The sequence below is a fragment of the Bacillus niameyensis genome, from assembly GCF_001375535.1.
In the GTDB taxonomy this organism is placed as follows: domain Bacteria; phylum Bacillota; class Bacilli; order Bacillales; family Bacillaceae_C; genus Lederbergia; species Lederbergia niameyensis.
On the sequence record NZ_LN831197.1, the window covers coordinates 958154 to 979374 of the forward strand.

General features: G+C 37.0%; 21 protein-coding genes. All 21 read right to left on the reverse strand.

The genetic code is table 11. The annotated features are described in order from the left end of the window. Positions 1–47 precede the first annotated feature (47 nt). The 21 genes from hslV to smc all read right to left on the reverse strand — a co-directional run bounded on the left by hslV (position 48) and on the right by smc (position 21177). Positions 48–593: an ATP-dependent protease subunit HslV gene (gene hslV / locus BN1243_RS04710; RefSeq protein WP_062105084.1), complete on the reverse strand. Its 546-nt coding sequence runs from the start codon at positions 591–593 to the stop codon at positions 48–50. Between the two features lie 22 nt (positions 594–615). Continuing rightward, positions 616–1515 (reverse strand): tyrosine recombinase XerC, encoded by a 900-nt coding sequence (gene xerC, locus BN1243_RS04715; protein WP_062105085.1) that lies wholly within the window; start codon positions 1513–1515, stop codon positions 616–618. A 382-nt stretch (positions 1516–1897) separates the two neighbouring features. Continuing rightward, complete coding sequence (topA, locus tag BN1243_RS04720; RefSeq protein ID WP_062105086.1) at positions 1898–3973, reverse strand: type I DNA topoisomerase; 2076 nt, start codon at positions 3971–3973, stop codon at positions 1898–1900. Positions 3974–4168: 195 nt separating this feature from the next. Beyond that, a complete protein-coding gene (gene dprA / locus BN1243_RS04725) occupies positions 4169–5044 on the reverse strand; it encodes a DNA-processing protein DprA (RefSeq protein ID WP_062105087.1) in 876 nt (291 codons plus the stop codon). Between the two features lie 69 nt (positions 5045–5113). Beyond that, a complete protein-coding gene (gene sucD / locus BN1243_RS04730) occupies positions 5114–6016 on the reverse strand; it encodes a succinate--CoA ligase subunit alpha (protein WP_062105088.1) in 903 nt (300 codons plus the stop codon). A gap of 96 nt (positions 6017–6112) precedes the next feature. Beyond that, on the reverse strand, positions 6113–7273 hold the full coding sequence (gene sucC, locus BN1243_RS04735; protein WP_062105089.1) for an ADP-forming succinate--CoA ligase subunit beta: 1161 nt from the start codon (positions 7271–7273) through the stop codon (positions 6113–6115). Positions 7274–7365: 92 nt separating this feature from the next. Next, on the reverse strand, positions 7366–7635 hold the full coding sequence (locus BN1243_RS04740) for an EscU/YscU/HrcU family type III secretion system export apparatus switch protein (protein ID WP_062105090.1): 270 nt from the start codon (positions 7633–7635) through the stop codon (positions 7366–7368). After that, positions 7632–8921, reverse strand: coding sequence for a hypothetical protein (locus BN1243_RS04745; RefSeq protein ID WP_062105091.1), 1290 nt, complete (start codon positions 8919–8921; stop codon positions 7632–7634). Before BN1243_RS04745 ends, BN1243_RS04740 begins: the two co-directional genes overlap by 4 nt. A gap of 657 nt (positions 8922–9578) precedes the next feature. Continuing rightward, complete coding sequence (locus BN1243_RS04750; RefSeq protein WP_062105092.1) at positions 9579–10343, reverse strand: ribonuclease HII; 765 nt, start codon at positions 10341–10343, stop codon at positions 9579–9581. Between the two features lie 26 nt (positions 10344–10369). Further along, positions 10370–11239 (reverse strand): ribosome biogenesis GTPase YlqF, encoded by an 870-nt coding sequence (ylqF, locus tag BN1243_RS04755; protein WP_062105093.1) that lies wholly within the window; start codon positions 11237–11239, stop codon positions 10370–10372. A gap of 19 nt (positions 11240–11258) precedes the next feature. After that, positions 11259–11801 carry a signal peptidase I gene (lepB, locus tag BN1243_RS04760; RefSeq protein ID WP_062105094.1) on the reverse strand — a complete coding sequence of 181 codons (543 nt, stop codon included), beginning with the start codon at positions 11799–11801 and terminating at the stop codon, positions 11259–11261. Between the two features lie 170 nt (positions 11802–11971). Next, complete coding sequence (gene rplS, locus BN1243_RS04765) at positions 11972–12316, reverse strand: 50S ribosomal protein L19 (protein WP_062105095.1); 345 nt, start codon at positions 12314–12316, stop codon at positions 11972–11974. Positions 12317–12469: 153 nt separating this feature from the next. After that, complete coding sequence (gene trmD, locus BN1243_RS04770; protein ID WP_062105096.1) at positions 12470–13177, reverse strand: tRNA (guanosine(37)-N1)-methyltransferase TrmD; 708 nt, start codon at positions 13175–13177, stop codon at positions 12470–12472. Beyond that, positions 13177–13695, reverse strand: coding sequence for a ribosome maturation factor RimM (gene rimM / locus BN1243_RS04775; protein ID WP_062105097.1), 519 nt, complete (start codon positions 13693–13695; stop codon positions 13177–13179). Before rimM ends, trmD begins: the two co-directional genes overlap by 1 nt. A 5-nt stretch (positions 13696–13700) precedes the next feature. Then, complete coding sequence (locus BN1243_RS04780; protein WP_062105098.1) at positions 13701–14093, reverse strand: YlqD family protein; 393 nt, start codon at positions 14091–14093, stop codon at positions 13701–13703. 95 nt (positions 14094–14188) lie between these two features. Beyond that, positions 14189–14422, reverse strand: coding sequence for a KH domain-containing protein (locus BN1243_RS04785; RefSeq protein WP_062105099.1), 234 nt, complete (start codon positions 14420–14422; stop codon positions 14189–14191). 11 nt (positions 14423–14433) lie between these two features. After that, positions 14434–14706, reverse strand: a complete 273-nt coding sequence (gene rpsP / locus BN1243_RS04790) for a 30S ribosomal protein S16 (protein WP_062105100.1) — start codon at positions 14704–14706, stop codon at positions 14434–14436. 93 nt (positions 14707–14799) lie between these two features. Next, positions 14800–16146 carry a signal recognition particle protein gene (ffh, locus tag BN1243_RS04795; protein WP_062105101.1) on the reverse strand — a complete coding sequence of 449 codons (1347 nt, stop codon included), beginning with the start codon at positions 16144–16146 and terminating at the stop codon, positions 14800–14802. 11 nt (positions 16147–16157) lie between these two features. Next, positions 16158–16490, reverse strand: coding sequence for a putative DNA-binding protein (locus BN1243_RS04800; protein WP_062110414.1), 333 nt, complete (start codon positions 16488–16490; stop codon positions 16158–16160). Between the two features lie 105 nt (positions 16491–16595). Further along, positions 16596–17591, reverse strand: a complete 996-nt coding sequence (gene ftsY / locus BN1243_RS04805) for a signal recognition particle-docking protein FtsY (protein WP_062105102.1) — start codon at positions 17589–17591, stop codon at positions 16596–16598. Positions 17592–17607: 16 nt separating this feature from the next. After that, on the reverse strand, positions 17608–21177 hold the full coding sequence (gene smc, locus BN1243_RS04810) for a chromosome segregation protein SMC (protein ID WP_062105103.1): 3570 nt from the start codon (positions 21175–21177) through the stop codon (positions 17608–17610). Positions 21178–21221: the final 44 nt, after the last annotated feature.

Below are 21221 nucleotides of genomic sequence, written 5' to 3' on the forward strand. Positions count from 1 at the left end.
ACCAAACTATCCCCTCCTAAAAAGCGAATTTTTTCAGATCCATCGTTTTAATTTAGTTCTTCAACAATGATATTCCTATTTGTGTACACGCAAATATCCGCGGCGATTTCTAAGGAAGCTTGAGCAATTTCTTTTGCCGAAAGCTGTTCAGAAGCGTAATTTTTCAAGGACCGACCAGCAGCTAAGGCATAATTCCCACCTGATCCGATTGCAAGTATCCCATCGTCTGGTTCAATGACTTCTCCAGTACCAGAGACTAGCAATAGATTATCATTATCCATTACGATCAGCATTGCTTCTAACTGTCTTAATACTTTGTCGCTTCTCCATTCTTTAGCTAATTCAACTGCTGCTCTTTGCAGATTACCGTTAAATTCTTGAAGCTTACTTTCAAACTTCTCAAATAACGTAAAAGCGTCTGCTACAGAACCGGCAAAACCGGCCAATACTCTGTTATTAAAGAGCTTTCGAACTTTCCTTGCAGTATGTTTCATCACGACAGCATTTCCAAATGTTACTTGACCATCGCCTGCCATAGCACATTTCCCTTTGTGTTGGATCGCAAATATTGTTGTGGCATGAAATTGGCTCAACATTCTTCCTCCTTGCCTATTTTTATGCTCGAGGGTGATGATTCATATAAGTTTTTCGTAAATGATCTTTCGTTACATGTGTATAAACTTGGGTCGAAGATAGTTGGGAATGCCCAAGCAGTTCCTGAACTGTCCTCATATCGGCACCGTTATTTAACATGTGGGTTGCGAATGTATGACGTAGCATATGGGGATAAATTTTCCCCGTCAATGAAGCAGATTCGATCATCTTTGGTAATATATAACGAATACCTCTCGGTGAAAGTGCACCTCCACGGGAATTAAGAAACAAAGTTTGATGATCGGTTTGACCATTTAAGAGCTTAACTCTACCGTCATATAGATATCTTTCTAGTGCATTATGCGCAAAACTACCAAAAGGCACATACCTTTCTTTACTACCTTTTCCTCTAACAAGTACTGTTGATAAATCAAAATCAATATCTTTCAATTGAATACCTGCACACTCACTAACTCTAATACCAGTAGCATAAAGAAGTTCGACGATCGCCAAATTCCTTATTCCTAAAGGTGTATTATCCTGTACTTTAAATAATTGCTCAAGCTCTTCTTCATAAAAAAAACTTGGGAGTCTCCTACTCCTTTTTGGTTGTATTATATAAGCAAAAGGATTTTCTTCCACTAGTTTCTCCCTTACAAGAAACTTATAAAAGCTGCGAAGACTAGAAATTTTTCTTGCTGCAGATGCTCTGGACAATTTCTGATTATACAGTTCTGTGACGTATAGGCGGGCGTCAAGATATTCCACATCCATAATTGAAGTGATCCCTTGTGAATGTATGAACAATAAAAATTGTTCAAGATCTTTACGGTAAAATTCAATCGTGTATGGAGAATAGTTTTTTTCAATTTGCAGGTATTCAACAAAAGAGTAAACTGATTCATCTGAAAACTTACTCATCGTTTCACCTCATAGGGCTACTAAATAGTATCATAAATTAGTAACCATAGCAATAAATGTTACGGACTTTTCATAAAGTTTTGAATTGTTGTGTATATATATATTCACGATTTTGTCATTTTTTCCTTCTTTTAGAACAATTCAATATACAATATGATCTTAACTTCAAAGCATCTTATATCATAGTACAATATTTTACAGGATTCGCCAAACATTTTAAATTTTAAAGATTTCCTTTTTAATTTTAAGAGTAAAAAAATAAAAAAAAAGAAACTTTAATTTGAGGATATATTTTCATCTGCCCATATAATTCTAAAATTCTTCGTAAACTTTTCTATCCTTTCAAAAAGACTACCCCATAATAGGATAGTCTTTTAAAAGATCATTCCACAGTCTTTTCTTTATAATCACAGCTCATGCACTGTACTTGGATCCCTTTTTTAAGCTTTTTCTCAACAAGGACACCATTACACTTTGGACAAGGCCGCTCTAAAGGTTTATCCCAAGAAACAAATTCACATTTAGGGTATCGATCACAGCCGTAAAAAATTCGCTTTTTCTTACTTTTCCTTTCGATGATATTACCCTCTTTACAATTAGGACAACGAACCCCAATTTGTTTCACAATCGGTTTTGTATTTCGACAATCTGGAAAATTACTGCAAGCCATAAATTTCCCGTAACGCCCCATTTTAATAACCATAGGGTTCCCGCAGTTTTCGCAATCTTCCCCAGCATATTCATCTTTGACTTCAACTTCTTGCATTTCTACTTCCGCTTTTTTTAAGTTTTTCTCAAATCCTTGATAAAAATCATCGATAATGGAAGCCCATTCCACTTTCCCTTCTTCAATGCTATCAAGTTCATTTTCCATCTTCGCAGTGAAATCAACATCGATAATTTCTGGGAAAAACTCCATAATAAGTTCATGGATAATTTCACCTAATTCAGTAGGAACAAATCTTTTATTATCTAGTGCGACATATCCACGCCTTTGAATCGTATCCAGAGTAGGTGCATAGGTGGATGGACGTCCAATTCCTAATTCTTCCATAGTTTTTACAAGTCTTGCCTCTGTATATCTGGGAGGCGGTTGAGTAAAATGTTGTTTCGGAAGCAATTTTTCAGCAAGAACACTATCCCCCGGCTCCATATTAGGCAACATATTCTCTTTTTCCTCTTGCTGATCATCTGTTCCTTCTACATAAACTTTCATAAAGCCTGGGAATTTTATTTTTGACCCATTCGCACGGAAAGTAATTGGGCCATTTTTTAAGTTTACTGTCATCGTATCCATAACAGCAGGCGCCATTTGGCTTGCAACAAATCTTTCCCATATTAATTTGTACAACCTAAATTGATCTCTTGATAAATATGATTTAACTGTATTAGGCTCACGTAAGATACTTGTAGGACGCACCGCTTCATGGGCGTCTTGAGTATTTCCCGATTTTGTACCTTTCTGGTTACCTGACTTAAGGTATTCTTTTCCATACTGATCTTCAATATACGATGCAGCTTCTTTTTGAGCTACTTCTGAAATCCTAGTTGAATCCGTTCTCATGTAAGTGATTAATCCGACAGTGCCTTCTTTACCAAGTTCAATTCCTTCGTAGAGTTGCTGAGCTAGCATCATTGTTTTTTTAGCTCGGTAATTTAATTTACGAGCAGCCTCCTGTTGTAGAGACGATGTTGTAAAAGAAAGTGCAGGATTTCTTTTTCTTTCCTTTTTTTCAACGGTTTCAACTTGAAACGTCTTTCCATCCAACATTCCCATAACAGAATCAACATCTTCTTTAGAACTTAATTTCTTTTTCTTTCCTTCCAACCCGTAAAAATCCGCTTGGAAATTCTCTTTACCCTTTTTGAAGTTACCATTGATACTCCAGTATTCTTCCGGGATGAATTTTTTAATTTCATTTTCCCGATCGATAATTAATCGAACCGCAACGGATTGTACACGTCCAGCACTAAGTCCTTTTTTAACCTTTTTCCATAACAGTGGGCTGATGTTGTATCCAACCAATCGATCTAATATTCGTCTTGCTTGCTGTGCATCAACCAAATCCATATTGATAGGTCGCGGATGTTTGAAACTCTCCTTAATAGCATCCTTCGTAATTTCATTGAATACAACCCGACAATCTGAAGCTATATCAACATCAAGACTATTTGCCAAATGCCATGCAATTGCTTCACCTTCACGATCAGGGTCAGCCGCTAGATAAACTTTTTTAGCCTTTTTAGCGGCGGTTTTCAATTCTTTCAAAATTGGCCCTTTTCCTCTAATCGTTATATATTTCGGTTCGAAATTTTCATTTACATCAACGCCCATTTGACTTTTAGGCAAATCTCTAACATGTCCCATAGACGCTTTTACTTTATATTTTTTCCCCAAATAACGTTCAATAGTTTTCGCTTTCGCAGGCGATTCCACAATCACCAAATAATCCGTCATTCAAAATCCTCCCCAAAGCTAAATAATTCGTGATTACGCAATATATATTTGCAACAATTTAAAGTATATACGGATAGAAAAATTTGACCAATTTTTATCATTAAATCAGAGTAAATACTATATGGCTATTTTCATTTTGTCAATGATAAGATTGTATTTAACACTCAAAAAATACTCTTTAGCCATAATTTCCATTTATTCTAAGTATAATTCATCCAAGATATCATGGGCTGACAAAACTAATTTAGCCCCTTGTTGAATAAGCTGATTCGTTCCTTCAGATAGCTTATGATAAATAGGCCCAGGTAATGCGAATACTTCCCTACCAGCCTCTAATGCTGAATCAGCCGTTATCAAAGAGCCACTACGCTTTTTAGCTTGTATAACAATTGTGCCTAGGGAAAGACCTGCAATGATTCGATTGCGCATTGGAAAATGCCATTTTTCTGGTTTCTTAATCGGAGGATATTCTGATATTAATAGATGTTCTTTCGCTATAACAGTTGCGAGATTTTTATTTTCCTTAGGATATAAATGATAAAACCCTCCACCTAGCACCGCTATTGTTTTCCCTTTTAACTGAATCGTTTGTTCGTGAGCAAAAGTATCTGCCCCCTTCGCTAGTCCACTAACGATAACAAACTTCTTTTTAATTAACGGAGGCAATAAAATTCTTAATGTCATCTTACCATATTCATCAGCATCACGTGCTCCAACAACTGCCAAAGATTTATTGGATAATAGTGATTTATTTCCCAAAAGGAATAGTGCAAAAGGAGGCGTATGTATTTCTTTTAAAATGGGAGGATATTCAGGATCTTTTTCGGTTATAAAATTAATACTATGGGATTTATAGAGGGACAAAAGCTTATCGACTTTAATAGAAGTAAACTCTTTTGTAAAATTATTCATTTTAGCATTATCAAGTTGGAATATTTGTTGAAGCTTCGGAGTCGGCATTGTGTAAAGTTGAGTTAATTGAGGATCTGACTTAAGGAGATTTCTAATTGAACGGTAACTTAAATTAGAATGAATAAGATGAAATAGTCTTTCCTTGAATATTTTAATCATTCTCCTTTACTTATTTTTATGTGTGATAGTCCCCTTCTTATAAGAGGACTATCACATTTGTACTACTCTTTAATGAGTTTTACATTTTTCATATAAGCCCTTTTCTTTCAGAACTTTTATCATCGTTTCACCAATAACAGATGGGGTTTCTGCAACTTGGATACCACATTCATTCATAACACGGATTTTCTCATCAGCTGTACCTTTACCACCGGAAATGATCGCACCTGCATGCCCCATTCTTTTTCCTGGAGGTGCAGTGCGCCCGCCGATAAATCCGACTACAGGTTTCGTCATATTTTCTCTAACCCACTGAGCGGCTTCCTCTTCTGCAGTACCGCCGATTTCACCAATCATAATAACAGCTTCCGTTTCTGGATCATCGTTAAAAGCTTTTAAAGTATCAATGAAATTTGTTCCGTTTACAGGATCTCCACCGATCCCCACAGCTGTTGACTGGCCAACACCTGCCTGTGATAATTGATGAACAGCTTCATACGTTAAAGTTCCAGAGCGGGAAACTACGCCTACATGGCCTTTCGTGTGAATATATCCCGGCATAATGCCAATTTTACATTCATCTGGTGTAATAACACCTGGGCAGTTAGGACCAACTAAACGAGTTTTCTTCCCTTCCATATAACGAACAACCTTGACCATGTCTAACACAGGAATATGTTCGGTAATACAAATAACTAGGTCTAATTCGGCGTCTACCGCTTCAAGAATAGCATCTGCAGCGAATGGCGCTGGAACATAAATAACAGATGCATTTGCTCCTGTCGCTTTCACAGCGTCTTCTACCGTATTGAAAACGGGTACCCCTTCTACCTCTGTGCCGCCCTTTCCTGGAGTGACACCTCCAACAATTTTTGTACCATACTCAAGCATTTGCTTCGTATGAAATTGAGCTGTAGAACCCGTAATTCCTTGAACAATTACTTTTGTATCTTTATTGACAAAAACACTCATGATTTTCCCTGCCTTTCCTATTTCCTCCGGCGTTCATTTACTTTATCTAATATGAAAGCTTTTATTCTCATACTGAAATAGCGAAATTGTAAACTATTAACCTACAAGTTCTACAATTTTTTGTGCTCCATCTGCCATTGATTCTGCAGCAATAATATTTAATCCTGATTGATTTAATATTTCTTTACCAAGGTCAACATTCGTTCCTTCTAATCTAACAACTAGAGGAACTGCTAGTCCAACTTGCTTAGCGGCTTCGACAACCCCAGTAGCAATGACATCGCACTTCATAATTCCACCAAAAATATTAACGAAAATACCTTTTACTTTATCATCTGAAAGGATAATTTTAAAAGCCTCAGTTACTTTTTCTGCAGTAGCACCGCCGCCAACATCAAGGAAGTTTGCCGGGTCTCCACCATAGTGCTTGATGATATCCATTGTGGCCATTGCAAGACCTGCTCCATTAACCATGCAGCCAATATTACCATCAAGTGCTATATAGCTAAGGTCATATTTAGATGCTTCAATTTCTTTTGGATCTTCTTCATCAAGGTCACGATATTCAAGAATATCTTTATGTTTAAATAATGCGTTATCATCAAAATTTAGTTTAGCATCGAGCGCCATAACATTTCCGTCTCCAGTTACTACAAGCGGATTAATTTCAGCGATCGAGCAATCATTTTCAATGAAAGCAGTGTAAAGACTCATCATAAACTTAGCGGCCTTATTAATAAGTTCTTTAGGTATGTTAATATTAAAAGCAAGTCTGCGCGCTTGGAATCCAGTTAATCCTACAACAGGGTCAACGGTTTCATAGAAAATCTTTTCTGGTGTTTGAGCTGCAACTTCCTCAATTTCAGTACCACCTTCTTCTGAGGCCATCAATACAACCCTGTCTGTTGCTCGGTCTACTACTACACCGACATAATATTCTTTTTTAATATCGCAACCTTCTTCAATAAGTAGGCGTTTAACTTCTTTACCTTCAGGACCTGTTTGATGGGTTACAAGTGTTTTCCCTAATATTTCATCTGCATATGTACGTACTTCATCCAAATTTTTAGCAACTTTAACACCACCAGCTTTTCCTCTTCCGCCAGCGTGGATTTGGGCTTTGACAACACATACTGCGGAACCAAGATTTTTCGCCGCATCAACCGCTTCTTCTACACTAAAAGCGACTTTTCCATTCGGTACAGTAACCCCATATTTCCTAAGGATTTCCTTACCTTGATATTCATGGATATTCATTTTCCATCCTCCTGTCATACAATCAAAAAATACGTTGCCTTTTCTATTGTATTAAAACGGTTACTTTCTGTCCACCTTTAAAATTAAAACGCTTAATTCTTCACTTGCTTTTGGTCTAAACGATAAACAAAAGCAAAAACCTCAGCAACTGCTTGGTATAGCTCTTCGGGAATCGCTTCATTAATGTTTAGTTGGCTTAATAATTCGATTAGTGTAGGATCCTCTTGTATGGGAATTTGATGTTCTTTTCCTTTATCTAAAATATTCTCGGCGACTACACCTTTCCCTTTCGCCAACACTACAGGGGCATCATCTACATTCCCAGAATATCGTAGCGCAACAGCCTCTATTTTATTTTTCATATTCTTATATCAACTCCTGAACTTGCATACGTTTGATGATAAGCTTTCTTCTTTTTTTGTACTTTTTCTTGATAGGTTTCTTTGAAATGAACACCTGATAACGTATAATTTAAATCCTTTAGACCGTTTTTCAATACCGGAATGAGGTCCCCAGCCATGGTTTGAATAGTTTTTGAGTCATTAATGATAGTTATGTTAACTATCCGATTTTGGACATGCATATTTACGATAGTGCTTTCCAAGTTTTGTAGTTCCAAATAAAACATAATATGACAAAAATTCGGATCAAGTTTTCCATCATTTGCTCTTTTTCCAGACCATTGCATCGTAAGCTCCCTTATTGATCCACCAATTGTAATTGGAATTTCGTACATTATAGTTTGAAGTTGATTAAACTCATTCGAATGAAGTTGAAAACCATTCATTCTGTTTAATAATTGTCCGACTATTTCCTTTGTCTGTAGACTACTATGGATGCTTCCATCCTGAATATATCGAACTAATAAGGGCTTAAGGGCCTCTGAGAAATTTTCCTTTTGTATATCGCCATTTAATATCTTGGCTTCATAATCGAAGCCTGTTCGCGTTATCCCCTGTTTTAATTCTTTTAGTGCTTCGTGGCGTCCAAATTCAGTTTGCAAAGTCATTTGTTTTTCAGACTCTAAATTCCAACTTCTTATTAATTGTAAGAGGTCCTGTCCAGAGCGCTGAATATCTTTTTCTATCGTAAGCGCCCTCTGCAAATGACGTATTAAATCCACGGTCGAATGCTCTTGCTCAACGGCCATAAACGATTTAAAAACAGCCTCATTTAGTGGCATGTTTTTTTCTTTCATCATCTTAATTGTTTGTAATCCCAATCCTGTATCAGAGACTTCCGACAATAACTTTGCAGCTGTGAGTATTTCAGCCTTTGTCAGGGATAGCTCCTCTTTAAGTAAATAGTTTCCGAGCATTTGATTAGTTTTCGTATCGCGGAGACCGAGGGTTCGAATAAAAGTAGCAACCTTTGAGGTGTTTTGGGGAAATTGTGAATAACCTTCTAATAATTTTAATTGTACGCCTTCCTCATCCGACGCTACTTGTAACCAGTAACCTTCGCCACTTACTAGAGGGACTTCCAATTTTGCAATTAGCTTGTGAGAACCAAGAGAAATTTCTGCGTGCTGTCCATTAAAAAGTCGATTCACTTTTCCATAAAAAATTTGTCCAACTCTGAATTGAAGCGAACGTTCTTCTCGGACAATATCCTGAAACATTGAATTTAAGACTGATTGAAATTGCATACCTAATTCACACTCATTTAACAGTTTAATTAGAATAGGAAAGTTTAAATTTCCATCGCGCGGCTTTTTAAACTAGCATGTTGTTTCTTAAACTAGCCTAGCTACAGAAACTAGCGACTTGCAAGCTTCATCTTCTTCCTGCGATAAGCCTAACAGGACGTTGGTCAGAACGGCGTTGCGCCAGGACGGCGTGTCTTTAGCCGTTCATCCTTATTTAAAAGTTCGTACGTCGCTAAACAGGCGCTTACGCTTTTCTTTGTCTAGCTCTAGGCAGCAGCGACTAGCAAACTTCTACGCTTCTTCCTACGATAAGTCAACATCGGCTCGTTCCTCGCCGTGTTTCCTTTATCTCAGGCCAACAGGACGTTGGTCAGAACGGCGTTGCGCCAGGACGGCGCGTCTTTAGCCGTTCATCCTTATTTAAAAAGTTTGTACGTCGCTAAACGCTGCCTTCCGCTTTTCTATTGACTAGCTTCAGCGCCTAGCGGCTAGCGAACTTTCAGCTTCTTCCTACGATAAGTCAACATCGGCTCGTTCCTCGCCGTGTTTCCTTTATCTCAGGCCAACAGGACGTTGGTCAGAACGGCGTTGCGCCAGGACGGCGTGTCTTTAGCCGTTCATCCTTATTTAAAAGTTCGTACGCCGCTAAACAGGCGCTTACGCTTTTCTTATAGGAGCAAATGATTTGCGGTGGATGGGACATGGTCCTAGTGTGTTAATTACGTTTAAATGAGCTTTTGTGCCATATCCCATATGCTCATTAAATCCATATTCGGGATATTTTTTATGATATTCCTTCATCATTCTATCTCTTGTAACTTTTGCCACAATAGAAGCTGCTGCTATTGAAACGCTATGGCTATCTCCTTTAATGATTGATTTTTCAGGATAAGGACTACCCAGTGTCATCGCGTCAATCAATAAAAAGTCAGGATTTGTCTTCAAGCTACTCACAGCCGCAAGCATTGACTTTTTCGTCGCTTCATAAATATTAAGGCGATCAATTTCTTCAGCTGAAATAATTCCAATACCAACTGCAACTGCTTTTTCCATTATTATTTCATACAAATACTCACGTTTAGCTGAAGTTAATTGTTTTGAGTCATTTAATCCCTTAATGTATATATTTGCAGGTAATATAACAGCAGAAGAAACAACTGGTCCTGCTAGTGGTCCACGCCCAACTTCATCGATACCAGCAATAAAATGAAAACCTTGGTCAGTCAATTCGCTTTCATATTTTAACATACTGTTATATCGTTCTTGCTCTTCTAACTCTTTTTGTTTTCGCTTATACCAGTTCTCTTTAAGATTATATACTCCTTTACGAGAATCGAACTCTAATTCCTTCAAGAAAGCATCTTGCTCATCAGTTATTGTTTCTAATCGTTCTTTTATTTCCTTAATCGTTAATGTCTTCATTTTAAACTCCATTACTTCAAAAATAATTAGTCTATCTCTATTTGGAGATCATCTTCTGGAAAATCAAATGTCATATTGCCTAATTTTTGCGAACGTATATCTCGTACTATCATTTCGGCTGTTTTATCATAATCTACTTCGCCAAGTTTTGAAATCAATCCTCTAGATGCAGCAATTTTTTTAAATAAGTCGGTTATTTCATCGGGAAATTCAGTTATTTGATAACGCTCTAGCAGCTTATCAGGATAGTAATTTTGAATAAATTCTAAACCAAAAGTCGCAATATCTTGCATATTAAGTAAAGTATCCTTAATTGCCCCTGTTAAGGCCAGTTTATAGCCCGTTTGAGGATCTTCAAATTTTGGCCATAAAATCCCAGGAGTGTCTAAAAGCTCCAGTTCTTTACCTACTTTGATCCACTGTTGAGCCTTCGTTACCCCTGGTGTATTCCCAGTTTTAGCGATATTACGCTTGACAAGCCTGTTAATTAAGGTTGATTTCCCGACATTAGGTATGCCTACAATCATTGCTCTAATGGCTCTAGGTCTCAATCCTTTAGCCTTATCTCTTTCCCGTTTCTCTTTTAAGACTGTTTCCGCCGCTTTAACGATCTCTTTCATTCCAACCCCAGCATGGGAATTAATCGACAGTGCCACTTGCCCTTGACTTGCATAATAATCAATCCATTTTCTTGTCAGTGCTTTATCAGCCATATCAGATTTATTTAATAAAATGAGCCGAGGCTTTTGCTGAATAATTTCTGCTAGCATCGGATTGGAGGACGACACGGGAATACGTGCATCAACTAGCTCAAAAATAATATCGACTAATTTTAATCTTTCGGTCACTTCTCGACGTGCTTTCGCCATATGGCCTGGAAACCATTGTATCGTCATAAATTCTCACCCTGTTCTTCTATTTCACAACTCTAATATCTTTCATTGGCCAGAATACGACCTTCGTATCACCGATGACTTCATTTATAGAAATTGTCCCTATATGGCGACTGTCTTTACTAGATCGTCGGTTATCCCCCATAACAAATAACTCGCCTTCAGGAACAGTAGCCTGTCCGAGTGGTGTATCTTCTAAAGAGAAATCTTCTGTTAATAATCCATCGACAATTTGTGCCTTATAATCAGCTAAATAGGGTTCATCATAAGCTTTACCATTAATATATAAAACATCATTTCGATATTCTACAGTATCACCAGGTAGACCAATAACACGCTTTATATAATCTTTATGTTCTGGTGCGTGGAAAACGATAATATCAAATCGCTCCGGTTTACCAAGTTTATTGACAATCATTTTATCTCCATTATGAAGAGTTGGCATCATAGAATAGCCATCAACTACAATTGGAGTAAATAAGAAATAACGAATGATTGCAGTTAGTGCAATCGCAATCAGCAATGCTTTTGTCCATTCCCAAAGTTCATTTTTTTCTTTTGCCATCTTGTCACCATCCCATTAATTTCCAGTACGATCTTTCCCTACACTATATGTATACACTATTGTACAAGAAAACTAACTAATTAAAAACAATTAAAAATAAGTATAGAAAAAGGAGCTTGTTTTCATTCAAGCTCCTTTTACATTCATTGCTGTTAATTATTTCGGTATAACTATCGAATTTCTTTGATTCGAGCTGCTTTACCGCGTAATTTACGCATGTAGTAAAGTTTTGCACGACGTACCTTACCACGACGCACGACTTCAAGTTTTGCAATTCTTGGAGTGTGTACAGGGAAAGTACGCTCTACCCCAACACCATAGGAAATTTTGCGAACCGTAAATGTTTCGCTAATTCCGCCTCCACGGCGTTTAATAACTACACCTTCGAACAACTGGATTCTTTCACGAGTTCCTTCCACGACTTTTACGTGAACACGAACTGTGTCTCCAGGGCGAAAACTTGGAAGATCTGTTTTAAGCTGTTCTTTTGTAATCTCTTCTATTAATTTGTGCATCGAATTCATCTCCTTCCAACCGATGCTCTTACAAACATTCTGCCTCGTAGCGGAACATCGTTGTTAAGGCTAAACGGATTAGCCACAAAAAATATATTAACACATTGAAAAGCTGATTTCAATTGAATTTTTAAATGAAAAGGAATAATATTCTCAGTCTTCTTCTAGCGGATCGGACTGATACCGCGACCACAAATCTGGACGTCGTTCCTTCGTCCTTTTTATCGACTCTTGTTTTCGCCATTCTTCTATTTTCGCATGGTTGCCTGATAGTAGTATATCAGGTACTTTCATCCCTCTGAAATCAGCTGGACGTGTATAGTGAGGATGTTCAAGCAATCCTTGACTAAATGAATCATAGATTGGTGACGCATCATTGCCGAGAACACCTGGTAATAGTCGGACAACAGCATCTATCATAACCATAGCTCCAAGCTCTCCGCCAGTTAGAACATAGTCTCCAATGGATATTTCATCCGTTACAAGATATTCTCGAATACGTTCATCATATCCTTCATAATGTCCGCATATGAAAACTAAGTGCTCTTCTTGTGACAATTCCTCGGCTTTTTTTTGATCAAAACGGGAACCTTGTGGACAAAGTAGAATTACTCTTGGCGATGTAGTAGTATTTTGGGTCAAATGGTCAACCGCATCAAAAATAGGCTGCGGTTTTAATACCATACCAGCCCCTCCACCATATGGATAATCATCTACCGCTTTATGTTTATTATCTGAAAAACGTCGAAAATCTTCTATATGGTATGAAACAGCTTGTTTTTCAGCAGCCTTTTTTAAAATAGAAGAGCCTAGAACACCTGTAAACATTTCAGGAAACAAAGTTAAAACATCGATCCTCATTAATCAAGCAACCCTTCCATTAGGTTAATAACGATCGTTTTATCCGCCTTAGAAACTTTTAGCACTACATCGTCAATATACGGAATTAGAAATTCTTTTCCGTCCTTCCCTTGTACAACCCAAACATCGTTTGCTCCGGGCGTAAGAATATCATTTACAATTCCAATCGGACTACCATCTTCTGTAATCACCGTGCAGCCGATTATCTCATGAAAATAATATTCTCCTTCTGGTAGTTCTTCTAGTTGATCTGCTGATACTTTCAATATGCTATTTTTCCAACTTTCAACATCATTGATATTTGAATAACCTTCAAAGGAAAGCAAATCAAAGTTTTTATGTTTACGATGACTTTTAACAGTCAACGTAATCGGTTCTTTGTTCCCTTTCAAAAAAAGTGAAAGATGGTTGCCCTTCGCATACCTTTTTTCAGGAAAATCCGTTCTGGAAATCACTCTAACTTCTCCATTTATACCATGCGTATTAACAATTTTCCCTACATTAAACCATCTTTCCATCTTTTTCACCTTTCCCTTATTTCAGTAATGATGCCGTCTGTAACGACAACTGTTTTTCCTTTTATGATTTCATCCCAATTATCGCCAACTTTTATCTCAATTAAAGCCTGAAAATCTTGATCTTGTAATTCGCTTCCAATTGGCAGTATATTAAGTTGCTCTATTTGAAATTCTATCAGCTTCATCTTTTCTTTCCGTAAATCAATCTCTTTATCAAATTGAGTCTTTAATCCACCTGAAGGGTATTTTCGGCTTCTTTCAAGCTTTTTCATTTCGAAAATTAGTTGGTCACATTCTTTTTCAAGCTGTTGTTTGTTTTGGCTGTACCTTAAAAGTAATTTTTGTTTACTTGTTTCAGTTAATACTTGTTTAACAGATACTGTCTGGAGAATTTTCATTTTATCATCCTCCGAGTCGCGTTTATTTATGTATTGTTTTATACAAAATCAATAGATACTTCTTTTCCATATAAAAAGGGAGGTATTTCTCCTCCCTATTCGTCGATTTCCAAATATACCTTCTTTTGTTGTTTTAACCCTGCTGCTGCATAGACAACTGTCCTGATGGATTTAGCGACCCTACCATTTTTCCCAATCACTTTTCCGATATCTTGCTCATGAACAGAAAGGTGATAGGTGATCCGCCGCTCTTCTTCCTTAGCATCCACCTTGACTTGATCCGGAAAATCAACAATGGGCTTGACAATCGACAAAATTAACTTTTCCATTTGCGCCTCAATTATTTCCCGTTTTTAGCGTTATGGAATTTTTCTAGAATCCCTTGTTTAGAGAACAGATTACGTACTGTATCTGACGGTTTTGCGCCATTTTGTAGCCATTTAAGAGCTACTTCTTCATTAATAGTTACTTGATGAGGTTGGGCTACTGGATTGTATGTTCCAATCTCTTCAATAATACGACCATCACGTGGTGAACGTGCATCTGCTGCAACGATACGATAGAAAGGAGATTTTTTTGCTCCCATACGTTTTAAACGAATTTTAACTGCCATTTTTAACTTGCACCTCCGAATAGTTTCACACAAGAAATTATATTACCAAATGAATAATTGGTTGTAAAGTATTTTATCTTAACATTACATTTTTTACATAAAAGGGAGTTTGAAGCCACGCTTCTTTTTTCCTTTTTGTTGCATGCCAGACATTTGTTTCATCATCTTTTTCATTTCTTCAAATTGCTTTAATAGTCGGTTCACTTCTTGGATTGTTGTTCCGCTTCCTTTCGCAATTCGACGCCTGCGACCAGAATTAATTATGTCTGGATGTTGCTTCTCCGCTGTTGTCATGGAACGGATAATTGCTTCAACACGGCCTATTTGTTTATCATCAACCTGAAGATTGTTCATACCCTTAATCTTATTTGCACCAGGCATCATCTTTAATAACTCATCAAGCGGCCCCATATTTTTCATTTGCTCTAATTGTTCGAGAAAATCATCAAAATCTAGGGAAGCTGTGCGTAGTTTCTGCTCCAATTCCTTAGCCTTTTCTTCATCTACAGAAGCCTCTGCCTTCTCAATTAAAGAAAGCATGTCCCCCATACCAAGGATTCTTGAAGCCATTCTTTCAGGATGAAAAGGTTCAAGTGCATCCATTTTTTCACCCATACCAACAAATTTAATTGGCTTTTCAGTGACAGTACGGATGGATAAGGCTGCCCCACCCCTTGTATCACCATCGAGTTTAGTTAAAACAACTCCTGTTACTTCTAGCTGATCATTAAAACTTTCCGCAACATTAACAGCATCCTGACCTGTCATAGCATCAACAACGAGAAAAATCTCATCTGGTTTTGTCGCTTCTTTTATATTCTTTAATTCTTCCATTAGCTCGCCATCGATATGAAGCCGACCTGCAGTATCGATCAAGACATAATCATGGTGTTCTTCCTTTGCTTTTTCAATCGCTTTTTTCGCAATTTCAACGGGACTTATCTGATCTCCCATTGAGAAAACAGGAAGACTTAATTGCTTTCCTAGAGTTTCTAACTGCTTAATCGCTGCTGGTCGATAAATATCTGCCGCAACTAATAATGGATTTCTGTTTTGCTTTTTCCGAAGCAAATTCGCCAACTTTCCAGTCGTTGTCGTTTTACCGGCACCTTGTAAACCTACCATCATAATGACAGTAGGAGGACGATTAGAAACAGCGATCTTACTTTGTTCTCCACCCATTATTTCAGTAAGCTCTTCTTTGACAACTTTAATAACTTGTTGACCAGGTGTTAAACTTTTCATTACTTCCTGTCCAACAGCTCTTTCACTTACCTTCTGAACAAATTGTTTGACGACCTTGAGGTTAACGTCTGCCGCAAGTAGAGCTAGTCGTATTTCCCGCGTCATTGCTTTGACATCGGCCTCTGACACTTTCCCTTTGCCGCGAATCTTTTGCATCGTTTCTTGCAATCGGTCGGCTAAACCTTCAAATGCCATATTGCCGCCCCCTAATCTAATTCTTCAAGCAAATTCAAATATTGTATTAGCTTATCTTTATCAGGCTTTTCCTCCGCTAAAAAAAGCTGCATTTGCTTGATAATTTTATTTCGTTCCTGAAATTTAGAAAACAGATTTAATTTTTCTTCATACTCTTCCAACATTGTTTCTGTCCGTTTAATATTATCGTAAACGGCTTGACGGCTAATCTCAAATTCCTCCGCAATTTCACCTAACGAATAGTCATCCAAATAATAAAGAGACATATAGTTTCGCTGCTTTGGTGTCAAGAGAGCTTGATAAAAATCAAATAAAAAATTAAAACGTGTAGTTTTTTCAAGCATTGTCATGCTAATCCCGCCTTGTTAAGTTAAAAACCTTTACAGATAAATGATACATTTATGAAAATTAAAAGTCAAGCACACTATTCATCTGTTTCACAACATTTCCTATTGAGCTTCTTCTGATTTCTCTATGAGATCCGAAAAAAGACCATACACATATTTTTCTGGATCAAACTCTTGAAGATCATCCATTTGTTCACCTAACCCAACAAATTTAACTGGAATTTGCAACTCGTTCCGAATAGCTAATACAATTCCACCTTTTGCTGTTCCATCAAGCTTCGATAGGACAATTCCACTAACATTTACTACTTCTTTAAAAGTCTTAGCTTGAATCAATGCGTTTTGACCTGTTGTTGCATCTAATACAAGCAAAACTTCATGAGGCGCATCTGGAACTTCACGTTCGATAACCCTTTTTACCTTCTCTAATTCATTCATCAAATTCACTTTATTTTGCAAACGGCCAGCTGTATCACATAGTAAAACATCTACCTTACGAGATTTTGCTGCTTGTAGTGCATCATACATAACAGCAGCAGGATCCGAACCTTCACCATGTTTAATGACTTCCGCCCCGACACGGTCACCCCAAACCTCTAATTGATCAATTGCACCCGCTCTAAATGTATCTCCAGCAGCTAGCATAACCTTTTTCCCATCTTGAATAAGTTGATGAGCCAGTTTCCCAATCGTCGTCGTCTTGCCTACTCCGTTAACCCCAACAAATAGAATGACAGAAAGACCATCCTCTTTTAGAGTTAAATTTGATGTCCCGTCTTCACCTGCTTCATAAATCTCTACAAGTTTCTCAGAAATAACAGGCTGCAATTCTTCAGGATTTTTGATATTTCTCTTTTTAACTTCCATCTTCAGCTCATCTACAAGATCCATAACAGTTTCGAATCCTGTATCTGCTTGGATAAGGATTTCTTCCAGTTCTTCGAAAAAATCCTCATCAACTTTACGATAGCGTGCAACAAGATCGTTTACTTTCCCAGTAAATTGATCCCTTGTTTTTGTTAAACCACTCTTAAATTTGTCCGAAACATTGTCAGTAGATGAAGTGAATTTTTCTTTCAACTTTTTAAAGAAACTCAACTGCCATTACCTCATTTCATTTTATATGTGCTTCTTCTCTTACATTTTCCAACTTAACTGAAACAATTTTGGAAACCCCTGACTCTTGCATAGTTACCCCGTATAATACGTCTGCGCCTTGCATTGTTCCTTGTCGATGAGTGATTACGATAAATTGCGTTTCCGAACTAAACGCTCGTAAATAATGGCTAAAGCGTTCAACATTTGCTTCATCTAATGCCGCTTCGACTTCATCCAATACACAAAAAGGTACAGGGCGAATTTTTAAAATAGAAAAAAGCAATGCAATGGCTGTCAGCGAACGTTCGCCACCTGATAATAGACTTAAGTTTTGGAGTTTCTTTCCAGGGGGCTGTGCGATAATATCTACTCCCGTATTTAAAAGATCGTCGGGGTTAGTGAGCTCTAATTTAGCTTTTCCACCTCCAAAGAGTGCCACAAAAACTCCAGTAAACTGCCCTTGAATTTCATTAAAAGTAAGGCTGAAGCGTTTTTTCATTTCTTCGTCCATTTCTGCCATTACCTGAAATAAATGAGTTTTTGCTTCGGTTAAATCTTCTTCTTGCTCTGTTAGGAAGCAATATCTTTCATTAATTCTTTCGTATTCCTCAATTGCACCAAGGTTTACCGAACCAAGCTCCGCGATTTCAATTTTAAGCAATTTTACTTTTTTCCTCGTATCCTCAACTGAAAGCAACAGTGGATATTGGGCCTTTGCGCCTTCATACGTTAACGAATACTCTTCACGCAACTTCTGAAGAAGATTATCAAGTTCCACTTCTAACCGATTACTTTTTACTTCTTCACTTCTTAATGCATTACTAATCCCATTATAAAGTCGTTGCTGTTCTTTAACATTAGCTTCCTTTTGTTCAATACGAATTTGAAGTTCAAATCGCTCTTCTCTTTTTAGTGACAACGTCTTTTCGATTGTATCTTTATTTTCCTTCTGAGAATTAATTTGCTCTGCCAATTCGATTTCATTTGTTTGGTGGCCTGACATCTCACCTTGTAGCCAATTCAAATCCTCTTCTAACGATTCTTTATGCGCCTTAATCTCATCGTATTCAGCTAAAAGGCTCTCTATTTGTTTCTTTGTAGAAGATAATTGTTCCTTCACAACTGCTCGTTTAGAAGACAATTCAGCAATTTCCTTTTCCAACGATTCTTTTGATTGTCTTTCACTATTCCGTTTCGCAGTTAATTCTTCGATCCGTTTATTTAATGATTTGATACTCTTATCACATTTAGCGATGACTTCATCAAGGGCATGAATTCTATCACTAATTTTATTTTTTTCGTTTTTCAACTCATTTGTTTCAAAATCATAGAGAGAGAGTCTATCATCAATATTTTTTTTATTGATTTCAATTTGGGCAAAAGCTGTCTGTGTATCGTTTTTCTGAATTCTTAAGTCTTGACCTTTTTCTTTAATGCTTTCAAGTTTTTCTTCTTCTTCGGACAATTGATATTTTATCAAATGCCACTCCTTTTCAAGTGCATTCGTTTTAGATCTCATATCCTCTAAATTTTTCTTTAAATCTTCAAGTTCTGACTTACGCCCAAGCAATGAGGTTGTTTTTTGTTTAGATGCTCCCCCAGTCATTGATCCTCCAGGGTTTACTACATCTCCATCTAATGTCACAATACGCAAACGATATTGAAGCAACTTAGCTAATTGATTAGCGCCTGGAAGATCTTTTGCAATGACAATATTGCCTAATAAACTTTGAACCGCCTGGCTATGTTTTTCCTTATACTGAACAAGCTCTGCTGCTATACCAACAAATGCAGAATTAGAAGCTAATATTGTCTTTTGACTTAGCTGTAGACCTTTCCCTTTTATAACATCTAAAGGTAAAAAAGTGGCTCTGCCAAGTTGCTTCTTTTTTAAAAAGGCAATCGCGTTTCTAGCGTTCCCTTCGGATCTCACCACAATATGTTGCATTGCACCTCCAAGCGCTATTTCAATCGCTTGAGCATACTCTTTAGGAACTTGAATAAGTTCAGCAATCGCCCCTTCAATGCCTTCAAGTTCGTCATTTTTAGCTTTGAGTATTTCTTTAACCCCGTGGTAAAAACCAGTATAATCCTCTTCCATTTCTTCTAATGTTTCTTTTCTGGATTCTGTTTTCTGTATAAACTGCTGTGCCTTTTGAAGCAAGGAGCTTTTCATATCAAATTCTTCACTCAAAGTCTGGACCTTTTTTTGAGATTCTTGATAAAGAGCAAGTTGATTTTCTATTGCCTTTTCAATCTCATCCAATTCGCTTCGCTTAGTCTCATACAGTTTTAAGCATTCATTTCGTTGTTCAATATACTTTTTATTTTCTTCATCAAGCCGATTATTTCTAACCATTTGTTGATTTAGTTGTTGTTGTAAATATTTTAGTTCATTTTTTGCTGAAGCCTGTTCATTTAACACATCAATATAATCACTTTTTAGCGATTCAATTGTTTCTTCTATCGTTCCATTTAGCTCATGAACTTGTTTCTTTTTCTTATCTAGTGATTTTTTTAATGTATGAGCTTCCTCTTCTTTTAAAGCTAATTCTGATTCTGCCTTTTGTCGTTTTTGTTTCAACTGCTCAATTTTCAAAACCGCATCACTAACCGATTTTTTCAATTGCTCAGAATTAAGAGTAGCATTATTTTTTCTTTCTTTTTGCAGTTCCAGTCTTCCTTGAAGCTTCTCTAATTCCTTTGTAGCTGTAAGTAATTGCGACTGTAATTCAGCTATTTTCTCATCAAGAGTAGCAAGATTCATTCGATCGTTTTTCAAATCTAGTTCCATTTGATGCAGGTTATGAGATAGATCTTGCTCTCTTTTTACTAATTGACACAATTCGTTCTTTGATTGTTCCCAACCTTCATGGAGCATTCCAATTTCATGAGCAGTAAGAGCAATTTCATGTATTTTCAAATCTTTTTCCTTTTGGAGAAAATCATTCGCAATGGATGCTTGTATTTTTAAAGGCTCAATTTGCCCTTCTAATTCGTGTAATATATCTTTTACCCTATTTAAGTTTTCTGTTGTTTCCAGAAGCTTTGACTCTGCTTTCTTTTTCCGGGTCTTATATTTTAATACCCCAGCAGCTTCCTCAAAAATAACTCTTCTTTCCTCGGGCTTACTATTGAGTATTTCTTCGATTTTCCCTTGACTGATGATTGAAAAAGCTTCTTTTCCCAGTCCAGAATCCATGAATAAATCAATAATATCTTTAAGACGACAACTTTGGTTGTTTAATAAATATTCGCTTTCCCCTGATCGAAATACCCTTCTAGCTACACAAACTTCATTGTATTCAATCGGAAGTCTGCTGTCTTCGTTATTTAGCGTTAATGCAACTTCAGCATAATTCAAGGGTTTTCTAGAATCACTGCCTGCAAAGATAATATCCTCCATTTTCCCTCCACGTAGTGACTTTGCGGATTGTTCACCTAATACCCAGCGAATTGCATCTGTAATATTACTTTTACCACTTCCATTTGGTCCAACAACCGCTGTAACACCAGGGACGAATTCAATTGTGACTTTTTCGGCAAATGATTTGAAGCCAATGATATCTAGTTGCTTAAGGAACATAATAATTCCCCCCCTATCTTGAAAGTATACTGAAAATAGTAAAA